This is a genomic window from Chlorogloeopsis sp. ULAP01 (assembly GCF_030381805.1).
Taxonomy (GTDB): domain Bacteria; phylum Cyanobacteriota; class Cyanobacteriia; order Cyanobacteriales; family Nostocaceae; genus Chlorogloeopsis.
The window spans coordinates 71,653-88,659 of the sequence record NZ_JAUDRH010000007.1 but is presented as its reverse complement, the minus strand read 5'-3'; the positions used below and the strand labels follow the sequence as shown (position 1 = coordinate 88,659).

The window sequence follows — 17,007 nt, the reverse complement described above, 5'->3', positions numbered from 1 at the left end:
GGGCATTCATGCATTGGCCAATGCCCAATTCCCGATGCCCGCTTTCATCCCCCAGACTTCAATCGGGGGATGAGCTTAAAAATTTAATCCCAAGATAAGTTGAGAAAGCAGGGCGAAAAACAGCAGTTGAAGTAAAAAGTTTTCTAAACAGTTCGGTAATTACTGACTTTCACGTAGCATTGGGATAATTTCTCAACTATCGGCTTGCCCCACAAATGAAAGAACCAGATCGGACACTTTATCTGGCAGTACCTTTTGATACTTTTAAAACATTCTTCTAAGAACTGTTTGTTCAAGAAGCCGTTAGGTTTTATCAACTGAAGCTCGTTGTCTATGACCCAATTAAAGAGGTTATAGAATGGAGAGAGTAGAATACTACCGCCAATGCATCCGTATAGTTACAGTATTTGCTTGTAAAAGAGGACTAATGGAATCCCTTGATAAAATCAATAACTAAACTTGTAGAAAGTAGACTTTGATTAGCTATTTCTTGAGCAGTTTCGTCATAAATAGAAGTATTGACATCAGAACTTTCAATAAATTTTTTACCAAAATTATGGTGGTAATGTATAATCAGGCTTTGAGCACTAGAATTAGTTAAAATTGTCTGAGTTGGTGCTTGGAAAAAGTTCAGTTTAGCTGTAATTTGCCAGATATTTTTGAGTTGTTTAATAGTCTTAGCATTTGCCCTTGCTGTTTCAATTAGTGCTGTCAATTGCTGCAATTTTTGATGATTTGCCGCAGTTGTAACAGGCGTATCTTCACCATGTATTCTTGCTAAGATTTGATGAATATTGTCTTGAGTAATTTCAGCGTCTTGAAAGGGAAGAATAGCTAAATAAGCAGTGGAAAATAAATTGACATCGCTATCTACGCGGAAAGTAAAAACTGTACGGCGACGTCCAATTTCCATACTAGGGGGTTGCTGCCATTGCTGATATTGTTGAGCAATTTGGTAATAAGCACCAGCGATCGCAAAATTAGCTTCTGGATCTAAAGGTTTATCGACAATAATCCGAATTGTGGGTAGGGTTTCGTTAAAAAAGTCACGTGTTTCTTCGGCATTGAAATTTTGGATGATCGAGCGATCGCCTCCGGGGCTAAGGTCTACCCATTCACAAATTATACCTTCGGTTTTTAAACCAAATCTGGAGGTGGCATAAAGTTTGGAGCCTGTCAGAGTTGCTCCTGATAAGTCTGCACCTATCCACTCCACCTTAATTAATTTAGCCTGAGTTAAATCGGCATGAACCAAACTCGTATTTGTTAAATTGGCATTACTTAAATCTGCCCCAATTAAATTTGCACCACTTAATTTAGCTCCACTTAAATCTGCCCAACGTAGATTAGCCCCACTTAAATCTGCCCAGCGAAGATTTGTACCACTTAAATTCGCACCAGTCAAGTCGGCATGGCTAAGAATTGCTTGTCTCATTTCCGCATCTCGAAAATTGGCACCACTAAGCTCGGCTTTACTTAAATCAGTGTTGCTTAAGTTGGCTCCTTCTAAATTGGCTCCTGTCAGGAAAGCATCTTTCAAATTAGCCTCGTTTAAATTAGCCTGTTTCATTACAGCGTGCCGAAGTGCAGCACCTCGCAAATCGGCTTTACTGAGATTTGCTTGCATGAGATCGGCACGACTGAGATCGGCACGTATTAACTCAGCACGAATTAACGAGGCTGACTGAAGTTGAGCGCGACTTAGATCTGCCCGAATTAAATTGGCTACGTTGAGACTGGCGTGATTAAGATTAGCTTGGGTAAGATGAGCACCACGCAGTCTTGCCACATTTAGTTGGGCATGGCTTAAATTGGAGCCACCAAGATTTGCACCACTCATGTTTACGATACTAAAATTAGCATGACTAAAATTAGCCTCGCTGAGTTTTACACCTCTGAGGTTAGCTTCTGAGAGGTTAATACTATTAAAGTCTCTCATTCCCGCTTCATATTTGGCCAGTAATTCCTCTACAGTCATTAGGCTACCTCACCGGATGCCGACTTGAATAATCGGTCAATAACGTCAAAATTATCTGAAAGATGCAACTTCAAAATCACAATGAAAATTGGTATTTTAGGACTCGGACTAATTGGCGGCTCTTTAGGTTTAGATTTGCGATCGCACGGACATTATGTCTTGGGAGTCAGTCGCCGGGAATCAACCTGTACTAAAGCGATCGCTCTAGGCAGTGTAGATGAGGCATCAGTAGACACGAACCTATTAGTTACCGCAGAAGTAGTATTCATTTGTACACCAATTGGACTTATTATTCCCACAGTCGAACAGCTAATTGCTTATCTACCTTCTAATGTAATCATTACTGATGTTGGTTCAGTGAAAACACCGATAGTACAAGCAATTTCTTCATTATGGGAAAATTTCGTCGGCGGGCATCCTATGGCAGGCACAGCAGAAAGTGGTATTGAAGCGGCACAGCAGCATTTATTTGTAGATAGACCTTATGTATTAACACCAACAACTGTAACTCCAAAGACAGCAGTCACGGTTGTAGAACAAATTGTCCGACAGCTACGAGCAACTATTTACCATTGTGTTCCAGAAGACCATGATAAAGCAGTGAGTTGGATTTCTCATTTACCTGTGATGGTGAGTGCCTCTTTAATAGCTGCTTGTATGAGTGAAACTGACTCGAAAGTATTGCAATTAGCTCAGAAACTTGCCAGTTCCGGGTTTCGAGATACCAGTCGTGTTGGGGGTGGAAATCCAGAGTTAGGAGTGATGATGGCGCAGTATAATCGGCAGGAATTGCTGAAGTCTTTACGAGAATATCGCCATAATCTTGATGAGTTAATTAGCTTAATTGAACAGGAAAATTGGAAACTTTTGGAGGAAAAATTGCAATCAACTCAACAAGCAAGAATTGCATTTGTTGATGATTAAATGGAAATTAGGTAACTAAAAGCAGTGTGATCGCTTTTTGGTTGTGGGTGTACAAGTAAATGCGATCGCTACCAAATCACATCAACAGAATATTGAACAATTTGACTATCAAGCGTCAAAATTGGCATATTCTCAACTTGGCTTTGAGCAATAATTATTCTATCAAAAGGATCGCGATGTAAATCTGGGCAAATTTATAACTTGCAAAGCATGATTCAATGTAATCGGTAGACTTTCAAATCTGTTCATAGCTAACCGACTTGGAATATAGCTTTCAGGTGGTTCGGGTAAAGTGAGTTTTCCCAGACGTACCTTAATAACAATTTCTCATGCACTTGCAGCACTTAAAAACAATAAATTACTAGGGTCTGTAATTATATTTTTAGCCGTGGATGAAAGTCGTGAATCATCAGTAACCCACCAAATAAAAGCATGGGTATCAAGTAATCCTCTCATTCTTTAACATCTGCTGGGCTGAGAAAATCGTTCAGAATGTCATCTGGTAAAGGTGTGTCAAAATCAGGAGAAATTACAACTTTGCCTTTATCCAACCCTGCTATTCGGGGTAAAGACTGTTCTGCGATTGGTACTATACGCGCAACTGGAGTCCCAGCGTTTGAAATAATTACTTCCTCTCCTGACAAAACTCGATTGAGTAATTCTGCAATTTCAGCCTGTGTTTCCGTAAGCTCAATGTTATACATATACAGTCACTCCAAAAGGTTGCGACTATAAATAGATGATATCAGTTACCCTGTAAATAAGCTTTTTTTGGTTGGGGTGAATACAAGTATTTGCACGCAGCAACTACGCCTGATCTCAAATTAAATGCAGCCGAAGCAGAGATTTTTCAAGCCGTGCGATCGCTTATATTTTTCTAGAGTAAAAATTGCGATCGCATTCAATCACTTTGATTTTGCCATTGTTGGGGATCGCGTTTAATGTGGAAACAGGCAATAACTACAATTTTATCCTCTTCGAGAAAGTAAAAAACTCCGTAAGGAAATCGACGAATCAAAGCTCGTCGCACCTCCTGATTTACTACAGGATACGGCAAAGGATTGCGTCCAACTGAGGCTAGACAGGTATCAACAGCACGTATAAATTCATAACCTAAGCCAGGATTGCCTTCTTCGTACCACTCATAAGCTTCTTCGATATCTAACTCCGCTTCTGGGCGAATCAGTAATTTATAATTCATTTAAAAAAGCCCAGTTTTTGCTTAATTTCTTGCCAGCTTGAACCCTGAGTTGGGTTTTGACGGAAGAGTTCCAAACGTCTGTCCAATTCTCGTTTTTGTGTTTGACTTACTGGAATCGCCTCTGGTATTGCGAGGATGCTATCCCACAAATCTTCTGCCAGTTGTATTCGCTCGGCCACAGTTAATTGAGAAATGTCAACCTTTAATAAGGGATGCATGCTCATCGTACTAAGGTTTAACTTGCAAATATTCTAACCCACGCGGGCTACAAGCCTAAACAAAGATTTTACCTAGTTCCAAATAATCTATCTCCAGCATCTCCCATTCCAGGAAGAATATAGCCGTGTTCATCTAATTTTTCATCAATAGCTGCTGTGTAAATAGGCACATCTGGGTGAACCTGAGTGAAATGTTCAATGCCTTCTGGTGCGGCAAGCAAACAAACAAACTTAATTGACAGAGGATTTGTTGATTTGACTCTTTCTACTGCTGCAACAGCCGAGTTCCCGGTTGCTAACATCGGATCAACAACCAGCACATCTCGCTTTTCTATGTCATGGGGAACTTTGAAATAATACTCTATAGGAATCAAAGTTTTGGGATCGCGATATAAGCCAATATGTCCTACTCGTGCTGATGGCATCAACTCTAGCATCCCATCCAAAATTCCCTGCCCCGCCCTTTGAATAGAAACTATGACTAATTTTTTTTCTGGAGCAAGGATAGGAGCATTCATCGAGGCTAGCGGTGTTTGAATTTTTTCATGTTTTAGTGGTAAATCTCGCGTTACCTCATACCCCAGCAACATACCAATTTCTTTCAGGAGGACACGAAATTTCACCGTACTAGTTTCGGCTTTACGCATCAGCGTGAGTTTGTGCTGAATCAATGGATGCTCAATGAGTATTACTTGATTTCCCATGTTTTGTTATTAGTCATTAGTCATTGGTTATTAGTCATTAGGTCATGAGAGCATTTCTCAAACTTTCTCTATATAATGCCAGCAAAATAATGCCAGCAAAACTAATCAAGACGGTTGATTATGTTGGGTTACCCTTCACCGAAGCTATATCAATGTATACGTCGGCTGTTGCGTCACCGCGTCTACGTTCCTCAACTCAACTTACAACAGAGGGCGATCGCACTTCTCAGAAGTCTCTGGGATCAATATCTCTGAAATTCAATGGTTGCAATCCCCAGGTGGGATCGCCGACAAACGAGCCACCAATCCAAGTAGTGTTGTGAATAAAGGCGAAGCCCTCACCACTGCCAGCGCCAATTCCCTCGGCTCCTTGAAAGTTATTACCAATGAATTTAGAACCACACCATTCAAACCATCTCAACTTAGCTCGTCGCAAGTCGCTACAAATCAACTTTGGAGCCTTTCCCCTATAGTCAACATCTGGGCAAATCAACTCACTATTCCTCATATCACAACAGATGAAGTGAGCCGACAAATCGTCGCCCTCCAAGATGGCACCTTGCAAGTTGACATAACTCAAATGGGCGCCACACAAGTTAATCGATCGCAGATTGACCCCACTCAAGTCAACTCGATGCAAGATAATATCTCGGAAATCTCTTTCCCCATCAGCATAACGCTTGAGCAACTCCTGGGCATCAAGAACTTTGGGAGAGTTGGTTTCAATTCTTCCATGTGGCATAATAGTGTCGCAGAAAATAGTCCCTTCCGTGGTTCTAATACCAGTAAATTGGCATCCCTCAAGTTACAACCAATCAATTTAGTTTCCCTCAAATCAGCACCAGTAAGGTTAGTACCAGTCAAATCAGCATACCTAAAACTGGCCTCCCGGAGATTGGTGTTACTCAAGTTACAATTAATTAGAGAAGCACTGAAACCAGTTCCTTCCAAGTTGGCATAACTAAAGCTGGCATTAACCAGATAGGCGACTTGGAGCAAACACTCCTGCAAATTGACTCTGCTGAAATCAACGTCCATAAAACAGGTGGCGTCAATAACAGTATGCTTCAATTCGATACCAGTAAAGTTTCGCTCCCCAGTTTCATAACGTTTAATAATTTCCTCAGCCAAAGCACGTCCCCTAATAAATTCTTCAAATTCATCCATAACATAGCTTCTACACCCATTAATACTCTTAAATCTTCCGTATTCCCTTCCTGGGACACCCTAACATCACCTTCCAAATACCGATCGCAACTAGCCAAAGCCCAAATCACCTCCCATAATTCATATCTTGCATCTAAGCCCTTGTCCGCCAAGAAATAAATTTCTTGGCTCAAAGCTAAAGTCAGCTAAAGCTGACTCAATCACTTCTTGAGTCCGTTTTAACGGACTTAAGTTATAAGCCTGGAACTGAAGTTCCAGGTATTTTTAACCTAAAATACCGTTCCATCGCTTTCTATTTGTATTGGCGGGATGCCACCTGTTCGGAGTTGAGCAGCAATTTTTCGCCCTGCTGCCCAAGTTCCGCCTTGGAGAATTTTTACGAGCGGTAATTCTTGCGCACTCATGCCCAATTTTTCTCGCACTGTGGCGGCGATGTAATCTAAGAGAATTACGGTCAAAGCACGCCACTCAACTATTATTTCCGATGCCACTGAATGAGATTGGGAAAAAATATTGGGATTTTTGACGTTGATTAGTCCCAAGTCGAGGCATAATCCACCGTTGCGGTATTCTGGCAATCCAGTTAAGGCATCTAATCCCGTAATTTCTACACCTAGCTCTTGTAGCGGTTCTAGCAGAGAGTAGGTAAGCCATTGAGATAGTTTGTGAAATGGTACCAAGCCATCATTGCTAACTGCTGGATGATACCAGACATCTCCCAAGTTTACTCCAGCAATTTCGATGCGTCCTGGCCAAATGTTACTTAGTCCTTCCAGAATACCACTTAAGACAGTTTGGGCTGCTAGTTGGTTGTTTTTCACTTGTGCCAAAAGGAAATTTACCAAATTGCCCGGACGAGGATTTTGTTCCCCAAACATCTGAGGTGAAGTAAGTATAACTTGACCTAATTTTTGTAATAAATTTAATCGCCCGGACATTCCCAGCAATGAATTTTCTAAATTTACCTGAAAACCATCTGCCAATTCTTGTTCAGTTAGTGCTTGCAATCTTTGAGCATCTACTTGCAGGGGCTGATGCCGATCGCTCGAAAAAACCCCTTGAAAAAACATCTGGAAACTAGCTACTGCCAAGCCTTCGGAACGTTGAAAAATTAGTTTCGTATCCTGTTCGTAATATTGCCAGCGATCGCCAGCACCAGCATCCAATAAAACGCTAATTATTGCCAAATCAAACTTGGCAGCAGCTTTTTGGGTTGGCGTTAGTTCCGCTAACTTCTCATCCAACTTCGCTAAACGCGGTATACCCCCTGCCTCAAAATGTCGCCAACGACTGTGAAAAGGGATTTGCAAATCTGGGTATTGTTCGTGCATCACCTCAATTACATAGTCTGCCACCCACTCCAACTGGGACAGATTGCAAGTAAAATGAGGCGAACGCTCTGCCACTGCCATCTCAAACAATTCTTGGCAACGTTCCCGAATAGCAACAGGCGATCGTAAATAAGCTATAATCTCCCCTTCTCCCCTTAGTGCTTGTGGGGCGGGCATCTTGCCCGCGATCTGCTTGGCGGTTCGCATTTCCATTCTTATTTATCCTTTACAAAATCTAGAGTAGTCAAAAGCCAACAGCCATAGTCCAAGCTTTTTTAACCAATGACTAATGACTAATCTGTTAAACTCCGCCCTTTCACACTTCCTAAACCATTAGAATCCAACACCTCTCCTGTAGTGTAATAACCAGCTGCTTTTTTGGCTTCAATTTCTACTCTCGCATCCTGGGGTATCAACTCCTCTGGAATTGGTATGCGTTCGACAATTTCAATTCCCGCTTCCGTAATGGCGTTGTACTTCATGTTACTCATCGATACCATCCGATCAATGCGAGTAATACCCAACCAATGCAAGACATCCGGCATCAGTTCTTGGAAGCGCATATCCTGTATGCCTGCCACACATTCTGTTCGTTCAAAGTAGGCATCAGCGCGATCGCCTCCTTCTTGTCGCTTTCGGGCATTGTAAACTAAGAATTTTGTCACTTCTCCTAAAGCGCGTCCTTCTTTGCGACAATAGATGATTACACCAGCACCGCCTTCCTGGGCTGTTTGGACGCAAACTTCGATACCATGCACCAAGTACGGGCGGCACGTACAAATATCTGAGCCAAACACATCGGAACCGTTACATTCATCGTGTACCCGTACCGCTAGGGGTTTATTGGGGTCAGTAATTGCAGTTATATCACCCAAGATATAAACAGTCACGCCTCCAATTGGCGGTAAAAACACCTCTAAATCAGAACGCGTCACAAGCTCTGGGAACATTCCTCCAGTTTGTTCAAATAGAGCACGGCGCAAATCCCCTTCTGTAATTTGGAAGCGTTTGGCAATTCCCGGCAAATACCAAACTGGCTCAATCGCAGCTTTGGTGACTACCAAATCACCCCCAGATTTCATAATTTTGCCATCTATTACTAAACGCCCCTTTGCCACCGCTTCTTGCAGTTCGGGCATATTAATGTGCGCTTTGGTAATGGCGATCGTGGGGCGAATATCATATCCCTGTTCGTAATAGGATGTAAACACCTCGCCGACAATTGCTCCAAAGGGATCGAGGGAGACAATCTTGTCAGGATCAAACCAACTTGGATGCGGCCCAATATGCTCTACTGGTGAGGTATTGGTGAGATCTGCCCTGTGATCAGACTGTAGTACACCCCTTGCCACGGCTAAGGCACGGTAAACTGCATAACTACCAGAATGGGTGCCAATTACATTACGATGTGCTTGCTTTGTCAACGTGGCGATGACGGGGCCTCTTTCCATTGGCTCCCTTGCACCCCATTTGATAGGTATTGGTTTGGGGCCAACGCTACTGGGATGGGAAGTGAGAACAATATGCCTGGAAACGCTGTTTTGCTTTGGCATAGTCACCTGTTTGTTTCGGGATATTCTTATTAGTCAACAGTTAACACTGAATCGTCAATAGTCAACGCAACACTGAGTGGTCAATGCTCAAGAGTCAAAAAACTTTAAACTGTGGACTGTAGGCATCTGACTTTAAAGATTGAGTCACCCATTAATCGTATTCCAGGCTACAACAATTAACATATTTTTTGCTTACCTTGCAATTTAAACCGAATTTTAAAAGCTCAGTTAAGAAGTAAATTTTGAGAACATTTTGTGAGAATCTAAAGATACTATCACTAACCTCAAATTCATGGATTCTTTATTTGTCAGTTCCTTACTTGAAGCATTGAAAAATCCCGACGAAACAGTACGCGATCAAGCAACAAAAAAACTTTGGCGTCTGTGGTACCAACAAAAGGGAATATATGGCTTGGAGATGATTGAACGCAGCCAAAAACTGATGGATTCAGGGTATATAGACGAGGCAGAAGCGTTGCTAACCCAACTAACCCACGAGCAACGAGACTTTGCTGAAGCCTGGAATCGACGTGCTTACCTTTACTATAGCATCGGTAAATATGAAAAATCTTTAGCAGATTGTTTAGTAACAATTCAGATTAATCCATTCCATTTCGGCGCACTTCATGGGTTAGGCTTGTGTTATGCTGCACTCGGAGAATATTCTAAAGCGGTTGCGGCTTTTCGTCGTGCCTTAGCAATTCAACCATACTCCTTAGTCAATCAAAAATTAATTCTCGAATGTCTGCTCCGATTGAGTTAAGATACAAAATAATTTAAAGATAATGTTTTGTATTAATTGTAACTAAAGACTATGAAAAACATTCATAGTCTCAATCGACGCAAATTTATTCAGCATAAAGCATAATTTTACTTGTTATTGGCACTAGTTATGATTACCGCTTGTGTTAATAACAAGCAAATTTCTTTTGGGCAAAACCAAGATGAAAAGCTAGACAAAGTTACACTAATTTAAAAAATGATTAAGGGCAGATGGATTCACGAAATCCCAACACAGAAGGAACTTTTCAATCCAAAATCTAAAATGGTATTACCTTCGGTACAAACTGGGTAGCACAAGCAGATCACGGGGGATTTTATCAAGCAATTGCTACTCGTATCTATAAAAAATACGGGCTAGATGTCACTATCAAAATGGGTGAGTTGCTAATCAATCTTTTCTGACGGAATGTTTTTGGAATATTTCATTGTTTTAACATACTTAATTCCCCAATTTTCAAGAGACAGTAAAGTTGGCTCTAGCAGTTTACCTAAGTCTGTGAGTGAGTATTCAACTTTTGGTGGTATTTCTGGATAAATTTTTCGACTAATTATTCCATCATCTTCTAATTGTCTCAACTGCCTCGTCAAAATCCGCTGCGACAATTCAGGAAACGTACGCTTAAGTTCATTAAATCGCTTTGGTCCATTAAGCAAATGATAAAGAATCACACCTTTCCATTTATCTGCAATTACATCTAAAGCAGCTTCTATATAACAACCTTGTGCTCCATCATAAGATGGGTGTCTCATTACAGGCTCCTCCCTAGATTGGCGGCTGGTAACACACCTGTTACTGACGCACAGAAATATCCGTTCTTACGTAATCCTAAGCAATTTTGCATAATCAAGTTGCAGATAACATAGTATAGACGAAAAGATGAAGATTTTTCTGACAGGAGCATCGGGTTATATTGGTGGCTCAATTGCTACTGCATTAGTTGCTACCGGACATACAGTAGTGGGATTGTGTCGCTCGATAAAAAAGGCTGAATTACTCCAACTAAAGGGAATTGAGCCTATTATTGGGACTTTGAGCGATGAACAGGTACTATTTCAAACAGCTCAATCGGCAGATGCTGTTATTAATGCCGCAGATGCGGACGATCCCTTTGCTGCTGAGGTACTGCTCCGAGCACTTGAAGGTTCAGGTAAAAAACTGATTCACACAAGTGGATCGAGTATTGTTGGCGATCGCGCTGCTGGTGAATACAGTTCTCGTATTTTTCATGAAGATATTCCACGTCCAATTCGCTTTGAAAAAATTGGGCGAGTGGCGATCGATACTCATGTGATTGAAAGTGTGATTCAAGGAGTACATTCTGTGGTTATGTGTCCCTGCTTAATCTATGGTAAGGGAACGGGATTGCATACCGAAAGCATTCAAATTCCTTGGATGATCGAAGTTGCTAAGAAATACCAAGCAGCCAGATATATTGGCAAAGGAGAAAACATTTGGTCAACTGTCTACATTGACGATCTTGTGAGTGCCTACTTGCTTGCACTTGAAGAAGCGCCAGCTGGCTCGTTTTTTTTCTTGGAAAACGGCGAAGCTAGCTTCAAAGACATTGCTGAAGCAATCCATCGTGAACTTGGCTTTGACGGTACTGCACAAACTTGGACAATCGAACAAGCGGTTCAAGAATGGGGGCAACAGGCGGCTCACTTTGCTTTTGGTTCCAATAGCCGTATCCGTTCAGATAAAGCTAGAAAACTTCTTGGATGGGTACCTAAACATTTATCAGTGCTTGATTGGTTGGAAAAGGCATCAAACTCATAGATTTTGTGACTAAAGAAATATACGGATTCACACAACAATTTGCCTATGATCGGGATACGGAAATTCTATTGGTTTCTTGTCAAGCCTCTCACGCTCTACTTAGGAGTTATCTATGACAGATGTAATTCCTTATGTTTCCAGATTGTTCATCTATCCCATTAAAGCTCTCGATAGAGTTAGTGTTGAGCGTGTAACTGTTCTTAAAACTGGTGCGCTCAAGGGCGATCGCGAGTTTGCTATCTTCGATGAATCAGGGCATTTCGTCAACGGGAAACGCAATCAGCGTGTTCATGCTTTGCGCTCGCAGTTTAATCTCGAAACCAAGAGCATCTCTTTGTTTGTGCAAGGGACAAAGGATACAGCCACGTTTCACATCGAAAAAGAACGCAAAGCACTGGAAAATTGGTTAGGTGAGTATTTTGGTTTTCCGGTGCAGATTAGGCAAAATCTCGACATGGGATTTCCGGATGATACTATTTCATCAGGCCCCACCATTATCAGTACAGATACACTCTTAACTATCGCTTCATGGTATCCTGGCATAGATGTGGAAGAGGTGCGTTTACGTTTCCGCGCTAATATCGAAATTTCTGGTGTGCCTGCCTTTTGGGAAGATTGTCTATTTGCAAAAGCAGAACAGAGTGTTGATTTCCAAATTGGAAACGTAAAATTCATGGGTGTCAACCCCTGTCAACGCTGTGTTGTCATCACTCGCGATTCGCAAACAGGAGAAACTTACCCGAATTTCCAAAAAACCTTTGTCGTAAAACGGCAACAGACTTTACCTGAATGGGCAGAGCGATCGCGCTTCAATCACTTTTATCGCCTCGCAATCAACACACGGCTACCTGCTTCCGAGGAGGGGAAAGCGATCGCCATTGGTGATAAGCTTCAAATTTTCACTCGATAAGTAAGTAGTAAGACACCATTTTTGTAAATCTTGCTATCGGTGAGTTCTAAATCGGTTTGCTTGATAGCTCCTGAAAAGAGCGGAGTCTTAAAATAGCTATAGGAATTCTTCTTTGTGCTCTTTGTGTCCTTTGTGGTTCGTACTCAAAATCATTCTTAAAACTAAAATGAAATTTCTATAGAATACACGAGTAACTAGGCTTATTTTTGACTTAAATAAGTACAGTTTTGCATGGATTAGTAGCTTTTTTAAACGCAGAGGTACGCAGAGTCAGCGCGGAGGGGCGCAGAGCCGTTATGAACTTGTGAAATCCTGTACTAAGTTAAACATTAAATTTTTTCTTTAAAATCTCTCTAATTACGCTGCTTGCTCGTTCTATAAATTCTTGTTCGGTTTCGTTTTCTCTCGGTTCACCTATCTGTTTGCTAAGAGATGAGATCACCTCATCACTAGTAGCATAATTTGCAACCTCTCTACTAAATTTCTCTGCTTTTTGTGCATTATTGAGTTCAAATAATCATTGCCGGGCTTGGGGTATGAGTTCTGGTAGGATTGACTGGGGTTTAAGTCCGCAAGTGCGAAAACTGGCATTTGTCTTTCAAGATGCTGCACTTATGCCTTGGGCAAATGTCAGGGAAAATGTCCGCTTACCCTTGGAGTTAGCGGGAATGCCTAAGAAAGATTCCCTGGTGTTGGTAAAGCAGGCGATCGCACAAGTAGGATTGCAAGATTTTGAGCAAAGCTATTCCCGCAAGTTATCAGGCGGGATGAAAATGCGAGTATCAATCTGATTTAGGAATTGTAAAAATGACAATCACCGATCCACAAGTAGAAACTGCTAAACCAAATGTTGCTATTATTCTCTTAGCAGCAGGTGCTTCAACTCGTATGGGTGTACCTAAGCAACTCCTACCCTATCAGGGACGCAGCTTACTTAACCGCACAATTGAGAGTGCGATCGCTTCAGTTTGCAAGCCTGTAGTAGTGGTTTTGGGAGCAAATTGCCAACATATACGTTCTCAAGTTAATCAAACTGGTGTTGAGGTGATTGAAAACCCGGAATGGAAATTGGGAATGAGTACTTCAATCAAGAGCGGAATTCTATCGCTTTCCAAGTGTTCTGAAAGTATAGATGCAGCAATTATTGCTGTTTGCGATCAACCATTTGTTTCTGCTGAAATTATTAATAACTTAGTTGCAACATATTGTTCGACAGGAAAACCTATTATAGCTTCTCGTTATGCAGAGACATTAGGTGTACCAGCTTTATTTAGCCATAAATTTTTCTCAGAACTAGCAGCCTTAAGAGAAACTATTGGTGCCAAATATTTGATTGAAAAACACCTAAGCGAAGTGTTTTGCGTTCCCTTTCCTTTAGGGGTAATTGATATTGATACGCCACAAGACTACGAGCAATTGCAGATGCGGGATTCCATAGCTCCGTTAGAAAAGTAAATAATATTTTGGCAATAAAAATCTACTATAAGGTTTTATGATGAAGGAATTGTTCCTCAATTAACGTCTAATATATAAAGGCATAGAAGATAAATCCTCTGTACTGCTTAAATCCGCTTGCTCAGATTATACAAATTAAACCCACGAGTATTTGTGGAAGTTGGTGATGAAGAAATTAATTAAAGGTCTGCGTGAATTCAAAGCTAGCTACTTTTCAACGCATCAAGAACTGTTTGAGCAACTTTCTCACGGTCAAAAACCCAGGGTGCTGTTTATTACTTGTTCTGACTCGCGTGTAGATCCAAATCTGATTACACAAGCCCAGATTGGTGAATTATTTGTCATCCGCAATGCTGGTAATATTATTCCGCCATTTGGAGCAACTAATGGTGGTGAGGGTGCCACAATTGAATATGCTGTTCAAGCCTTAGATATTCAGCAAATTATTATCTGCGGACACTCTCATTGCGGTGCAATGAAAGGGCTAATGAAGTTAAACCGTTTGCGAGAGGAAATGCCGCTCGTGCATGATTGGCTCAAATATGCAGAAGCAACCCGAAGACTGGTTCTAGATCACTATGGTCATTATCAGGGGGAAGAACTGCTAGAAATCATGATCGCCGAAAATGTACTTACGCAAATTGAAAATTTACGAACCTATCCAGTCATTCATTCTAAGCTTTATCAGGGACAACTTAGCATTTATGCTTGGATTTATCACATTGAGACAGGAGAAGTTTTAGCATACGATCCGCATCGGCATGCCTACGTCTTACCCCAAAGCCAACTTTCAGAATTAGAAACAGATGAGAAACTGCTCAACCAGTTTCCAACTTGTGATGTAGCAATTCGTTCTGAGCAAACCCAGCAAAGCGAGATTGAACCTCCTCAGGAACTAACCATTTCTGCCCATGAGCGGTTTCCAATGACACGGCTTTCTCCAGAGCAGATGGAGCGAATTTATCGAGGATCTAATCAGGCAAATTGAGAGCTTAAATTAAGGGATGTAGGTAAGACGTTTGAATCGCCTCGATGACAGTGGCGATCGCATGATTTGCCAATGTTTTACACGTTGATTTCTCGTTTCATATTTTTCCTTAAAGAACGGGGATAAGTGCGATCGCCTATATAGCTAAGATACCAAAGCAACTCCTCCATCCAACTCAAGCGGCGATACAAAATGCACTTTATCTAGTTAATTCACCTGACTAGATAGCTTTAGACAACTTGTGGACAAACTTGATTATGCGGCGTCTTGTACTCGCTCCCAGGTGGTTGCAGATTCTAGTTATTGTGGTGTTGGTGGTTGGTATATTTTTTCGCTTTGTAAATTTGAATGGCAAAGTTTACTCCCATAACGAAATTTATACTTCATTGCGAATTGCTGGTTACACAAATGCACAAGTAAAACAGCAACTTTTTAATGGACGAGTAATTTCTAAAGAAACTTTTGCTAAATTCTTGTATCTTAATCCTCAAAAAGGCTTCAACGACACGATTAAGGCATTGGCTGAAGATGCTCCTCAGTATCCACCAATGTATTACTTAATCGCTCGATTTTGGGCGCAAATTTTTGGTAATTCAGTAACGGCAATCAGAAGTTTATCTGCTCTTATTAGCTTACTTGTTTTTCCTAGCATTTATTGGCTCTGCCGAGAATTATTTAAGGTACCTTTGTCACTACCTGGTATAGCGATCGCACTCATAGCTATCTCTCCTATTCACCTCATCTATGCCCAGGAAGGACAAGTATATATTTTTTGGATTGTCAGTATTTTATTATCCAGTGCTGCCCTACTGCGAGCTTTACGATTAGAATCACCACGGCAAACAGAAGAATCTCGTATCTATAATTGGGGAATTTATACAGTTACTTTGGCTTTCAGTCTTTATACTTTTTTGTTAAGTGGATTTGTCGCAGTCGCTCATGGTATTTACGTAATTGCAGCTACAAAATTTTTTCGGCATCAGACAGCCAGAGCCTATCTACTATCTTCGGGTATAGCGTTTTTATTATTTATGCCTTGGTTGATAGTTATCCTTGGCAATTTCTTCCAATTCCAATCTTCCTCCCAGATAAATAATTCTCTCTCACCTATAAATTTAATAGTATCTTGGCTAATCCAAGTAAGCCGGGTTTTCTTTGACTTAAATCTCAACTGGGATAATCCATTTACCTACTTATTTATATTAATATTTTTAGTGATAGCTGGATATGCTATTTATTTTATTTGGCGTACAACACATGATAAAACTTCATTGTTTATTATTAGCCTAATAGCAATTCCAATATTGCCTTTGCTGCTGCCAGCTTTAATTTTTGGAGGAATAAGTTCAATAGAGCAATCGTATTTAATACCTTCTTTATTAGGAATTCAAATAAGTACTGCTTACCTGTTTTCTGTACAATTATATAATGGTTGTGTCTCACGACGACAAATCTGGCAAATCCTTCTGGTGTTAGTGATTAGTGCTGGAGTAATTTCTTTTGCTATTAGTTCTCAAGCAGAGACTTGGTGGAGTAAATTTGTTAGCTACGGTAATCCACAAGTTGCCAAAATCATCAATCAATATTCTCCCTCACTGTTGATTAGCGATGATTTTGAAAATAACTATGGAAATTTATTTTCTCTTAGCTATCTTGTCGAACCACAAGTTCGCTTTCAGTTAGTAAAAGATAAAAATATTCCCAAAATTCCTCAAGGTTTCAGCAATATATTTTTATTTAATCCTTCCCCAGGTTTGAGAAAGGGAATAGAAAAAAAATATAAGTTAAAGACTCAAATTGTTTACAAAGATAAATATTCTTCACTTTTGAGATTAGCAAGGCTGAGAATCTAGAAATTACAAAGTGATTCTTTTGAAAATACGTTAGACGACAAGAATTAAAATATCTTAGAAAAATTGTAGAAACTTTCATCCAATTCTCAGCTTAAATTAATTTTGAGAATACCTAGAAGATTTAAATTGTAATTGTAGTTTAATACGGTTCAGTTAACGGTAGCT

The 17,007-nt window shown here is 40.6% G+C and carries 20 protein-coding genes and 1 pseudogene; 10 read left to right on the top strand and 11 right to left on the bottom strand.

Going from position 1 to position 17,007, the window contains the following annotated elements; translation table 11 throughout:
* Positions 1–113 precede the first annotated feature (113 nt).
* Positions 114–281 (top strand): annotated as a pseudogene (locus QUB80_RS15220) (element excision factor XisH family protein); the annotation flags it as partial.
* A 143-nt stretch (positions 282–424) separates the two neighbouring features.
* Here the strand turns inward: QUB80_RS15220 and QUB80_RS15215 are convergent.
* Positions 425–1,978, bottom strand: a complete 1,554-nt coding sequence (locus tag QUB80_RS15215) for a pentapeptide repeat-containing protein (RefSeq protein WP_289790356.1) — start codon at positions 1,976–1,978, stop codon at positions 425–427.
* A gap of 81 nt (positions 1,979–2,059) precedes the next feature.
* Here QUB80_RS15215 and QUB80_RS15210 point away from each other — a divergent pair, with 81 nt between their 5' ends.
* Positions 2,060–2,902, top strand: coding sequence for a prephenate/arogenate dehydrogenase (locus QUB80_RS15210; RefSeq protein WP_289790355.1), 843 nt, complete (start codon positions 2,060–2,062; stop codon positions 2,900–2,902).
* A 452-nt stretch (positions 2,903–3,354) separates the two neighbouring features.
* On the opposite strand, the gene QUB80_RS15205 is transcribed toward QUB80_RS15210, so the two are convergent.
* From QUB80_RS15205 to upp, 4 genes are all read right to left on the bottom strand, one after another.
* Complete coding sequence (locus tag QUB80_RS15205; protein ID WP_289790354.1) at positions 3,355–3,606, bottom strand: type II toxin-antitoxin system Phd/YefM family antitoxin; 252 nt, start codon at positions 3,604–3,606, stop codon at positions 3,355–3,357.
* A 197-nt stretch (positions 3,607–3,803) separates the two neighbouring features.
* The gene (locus QUB80_RS15200) at positions 3,804–4,103 is read right to left on the bottom strand and encodes a type II toxin-antitoxin system RelE/ParE family toxin (protein ID WP_289790353.1); all 300 of its coding nucleotides are present in this window, start codon (positions 4,101–4,103) and stop codon (positions 3,804–3,806) included.
* Positions 4,100–4,321, bottom strand: a complete 222-nt coding sequence (locus tag QUB80_RS15195; protein WP_289790352.1) for an addiction module protein — start codon at positions 4,319–4,321, stop codon at positions 4,100–4,102. The genes QUB80_RS15200 and QUB80_RS15195 overlap by 4 nt, the downstream gene beginning before the upstream one ends.
* A gap of 68 nt (positions 4,322–4,389) precedes the next feature.
* The gene (gene upp / locus QUB80_RS15190; RefSeq protein ID WP_289790351.1) at positions 4,390–5,025 is read right to left on the bottom strand and encodes a uracil phosphoribosyltransferase; all 636 of its coding nucleotides are present in this window, start codon (positions 5,023–5,025) and stop codon (positions 4,390–4,392) included.
* A gap of 89 nt (positions 5,026–5,114) precedes the next feature.
* Between upp and QUB80_RS15185 the strand changes: the two genes are divergently transcribed.
* Positions 5,115–5,348 carry a hypothetical protein gene (locus QUB80_RS15185; RefSeq protein WP_289790350.1) on the top strand — a complete coding sequence of 78 codons (234 nt, stop codon included), beginning with the start codon at positions 5,115–5,117 and terminating at the stop codon, positions 5,346–5,348.
* Here QUB80_RS15185 and QUB80_RS35055 read toward each other — a convergent pair.
* The 5 genes from QUB80_RS35055 to QUB80_RS15165 all read right to left on the bottom strand — a co-directional run bounded on the left by QUB80_RS35055 (position 5,252) and on the right by QUB80_RS15165 (position 9,076).
* Complete coding sequence (locus QUB80_RS35055; RefSeq protein ID WP_353962232.1) at positions 5,252–5,620, bottom strand: pentapeptide repeat-containing protein; 369 nt, start codon at positions 5,618–5,620, stop codon at positions 5,252–5,254. The two genes, QUB80_RS15185 and QUB80_RS35055, sit on opposite strands and share 97 nt — an antisense overlap.
* Before the next feature lie 26 nt (positions 5,621–5,646).
* Positions 5,647–6,063, bottom strand: a complete 417-nt coding sequence (locus QUB80_RS35050) for a pentapeptide repeat-containing protein (protein ID WP_353962231.1) — start codon at positions 6,061–6,063, stop codon at positions 5,647–5,649.
* A gap of 29 nt (positions 6,064–6,092) precedes the next feature.
* Positions 6,093–6,365: a hypothetical protein gene (locus QUB80_RS15175; protein ID WP_289790348.1), complete on the bottom strand. Its 273-nt coding sequence runs from the start codon at positions 6,363–6,365 to the stop codon at positions 6,093–6,095.
* Between the two features lie 96 nt (positions 6,366–6,461).
* Complete coding sequence (locus tag QUB80_RS15170) at positions 6,462–7,736, bottom strand: URC4/urg3 family protein (RefSeq protein ID WP_289790347.1); 1,275 nt, start codon at positions 7,734–7,736, stop codon at positions 6,462–6,464.
* A gap of 80 nt (positions 7,737–7,816) precedes the next feature.
* Entirely contained in the window at positions 7,817–9,076 is a 1,260-nt protein-coding gene (locus QUB80_RS15165; protein WP_289790346.1) for a GTP cyclohydrolase II, read from the bottom strand.
* A 292-nt stretch (positions 9,077–9,368) separates the two neighbouring features.
* Between QUB80_RS15165 and QUB80_RS15160 the strand changes: the two genes are divergently transcribed.
* The gene (locus tag QUB80_RS15160; protein WP_289790345.1) at positions 9,369–9,839 is read left to right on the top strand and encodes a tetratricopeptide repeat protein; all 471 of its coding nucleotides are present in this window, start codon (positions 9,369–9,371) and stop codon (positions 9,837–9,839) included.
* A 404-nt stretch (positions 9,840–10,243) separates the two neighbouring features.
* Here the strand turns inward: QUB80_RS15160 and QUB80_RS15155 are convergent, their stop codons facing one another.
* Positions 10,244–10,609, bottom strand: a complete 366-nt coding sequence (locus QUB80_RS15155) for a winged helix-turn-helix transcriptional regulator (protein WP_289790344.1) — start codon at positions 10,607–10,609, stop codon at positions 10,244–10,246.
* 127 nt (positions 10,610–10,736) lie between these two features.
* Here QUB80_RS15155 and QUB80_RS15150 point away from each other — a divergent pair, with 127 nt between their 5' ends.
* The 6 genes from QUB80_RS15150 to QUB80_RS15125 all read left to right on the top strand — a co-directional run bounded on the left by QUB80_RS15150 (position 10,737) and on the right by QUB80_RS15125 (position 16,842).
* Positions 10,737–11,636: an NAD-dependent epimerase/dehydratase family protein gene (locus QUB80_RS15150; protein WP_289790343.1), complete on the top strand. Its 900-nt coding sequence runs from the start codon at positions 10,737–10,739 to the stop codon at positions 11,634–11,636.
* A 112-nt stretch (positions 11,637–11,748) separates the two neighbouring features.
* Positions 11,749–12,546 (top strand): MOSC domain-containing protein, encoded by a 798-nt coding sequence (locus QUB80_RS15145; protein WP_289790342.1) that lies wholly within the window; start codon positions 11,749–11,751, stop codon positions 12,544–12,546.
* A gap of 536 nt (positions 12,547–13,082) precedes the next feature.
* Positions 13,083–13,337: an ATP-binding cassette domain-containing protein gene (locus tag QUB80_RS15140; protein ID WP_289790341.1), complete on the top strand. Its 255-nt coding sequence runs from the start codon at positions 13,083–13,085 to the stop codon at positions 13,335–13,337.
* A gap of 16 nt (positions 13,338–13,353) precedes the next feature.
* A complete protein-coding gene (locus tag QUB80_RS15135) occupies positions 13,354–14,001 on the top strand; it encodes a nucleotidyltransferase family protein (RefSeq protein ID WP_289790340.1) in 648 nt (215 codons plus the stop codon).
* Positions 14,002–14,167: 166 nt separating this feature from the next.
* Positions 14,168–14,989: a carbonic anhydrase gene (locus tag QUB80_RS15130; RefSeq protein ID WP_289790339.1), complete on the top strand. Its 822-nt coding sequence runs from the start codon at positions 14,168–14,170 to the stop codon at positions 14,987–14,989.
* Positions 14,990–15,246: 257 nt separating this feature from the next.
* Complete coding sequence (locus QUB80_RS15125) at positions 15,247–16,842, top strand: glycosyltransferase family 39 protein (protein WP_289790338.1); 1,596 nt, start codon at positions 15,247–15,249, stop codon at positions 16,840–16,842.
* Positions 16,843–17,007 lie beyond the last annotated feature (165 nt).

Excerpts from the sequence above, each read along its gene's own strand:
- QUB80_RS15195 (WP_289790352.1), bottom strand. The coding sequence starts at position 4,321 with ATGCATCCCTTATTAAAGGTTGACATTTCTCAATTAACTGTGGCCGAG.
- QUB80_RS15205 (WP_289790354.1), bottom strand. The coding sequence starts at position 3,606 with ATGTATAACATTGAGCTTACGGAAACACAGGCTGAAATTGCAGAATTA.
- upp (WP_289790351.1), bottom strand. The coding sequence starts at position 5,025 with ATGGGAAATCAAGTAATACTCATTGAGCATCCATTGATTCAGCACAAA.
- QUB80_RS15160 (WP_289790345.1), top strand. The coding sequence starts at position 9,369 with ATGGATTCTTTATTTGTCAGTTCCTTACTTGAAGCATTGAAAAATCCC.
- QUB80_RS15210 (WP_289790355.1), top strand. The coding sequence starts at position 2,060 with ATGAAAATTGGTATTTTAGGACTCGGACTAATTGGCGGCTCTTTAGGT.
- QUB80_RS35050 (WP_353962231.1), bottom strand. The coding sequence starts at position 6,063 with ATGGACGTTGATTTCAGCAGAGTCAATTTGCAGGAGTGTTTGCTCCAA.
- QUB80_RS15145 (WP_289790342.1), top strand. The coding sequence starts at position 11,749 with ATGACAGATGTAATTCCTTATGTTTCCAGATTGTTCATCTATCCCATT.
- QUB80_RS15170 (WP_289790347.1), bottom strand. The coding sequence starts at position 7,736 with ATGGAAATGCGAACCGCCAAGCAGATCGCGGGCAAGATGCCCGCCCCA.
- QUB80_RS15125 (WP_289790338.1), top strand. The coding sequence starts at position 15,247 with ATGCGGCGTCTTGTACTCGCTCCCAGGTGGTTGCAGATTCTAGTTATT.
- QUB80_RS15135 (WP_289790340.1), top strand. The coding sequence starts at position 13,354 with ATGACAATCACCGATCCACAAGTAGAAACTGCTAAACCAAATGTTGCT.
- QUB80_RS15215 (WP_289790356.1), bottom strand. The coding sequence starts at position 1,978 with ATGACTGTAGAGGAATTACTGGCCAAATATGAAGCGGGAATGAGAGAC.
- QUB80_RS15185 (WP_289790350.1), top strand. The coding sequence starts at position 5,115 with ATGCCAGCAAAACTAATCAAGACGGTTGATTATGTTGGGTTACCCTTC.
- QUB80_RS15200 (WP_289790353.1), bottom strand. The coding sequence starts at position 4,103 with ATGAATTATAAATTACTGATTCGCCCAGAAGCGGAGTTAGATATCGAA.
- QUB80_RS15130 (WP_289790339.1), top strand. The coding sequence starts at position 14,168 with ATGAAGAAATTAATTAAAGGTCTGCGTGAATTCAAAGCTAGCTACTTT.
- QUB80_RS15165 (WP_289790346.1), bottom strand. The coding sequence starts at position 9,076 with ATGCCAAAGCAAAACAGCGTTTCCAGGCATATTGTTCTCACTTCCCAT.
- QUB80_RS15155 (WP_289790344.1), bottom strand. The coding sequence starts at position 10,609 with ATGAGACACCCATCTTATGATGGAGCACAAGGTTGTTATATAGAAGCT.
- QUB80_RS15150 (WP_289790343.1), top strand. The coding sequence starts at position 10,737 with ATGAAGATTTTTCTGACAGGAGCATCGGGTTATATTGGTGGCTCAATT.
- QUB80_RS15140 (WP_289790341.1), top strand. The coding sequence starts at position 13,083 with ATGAGTTCTGGTAGGATTGACTGGGGTTTAAGTCCGCAAGTGCGAAAA.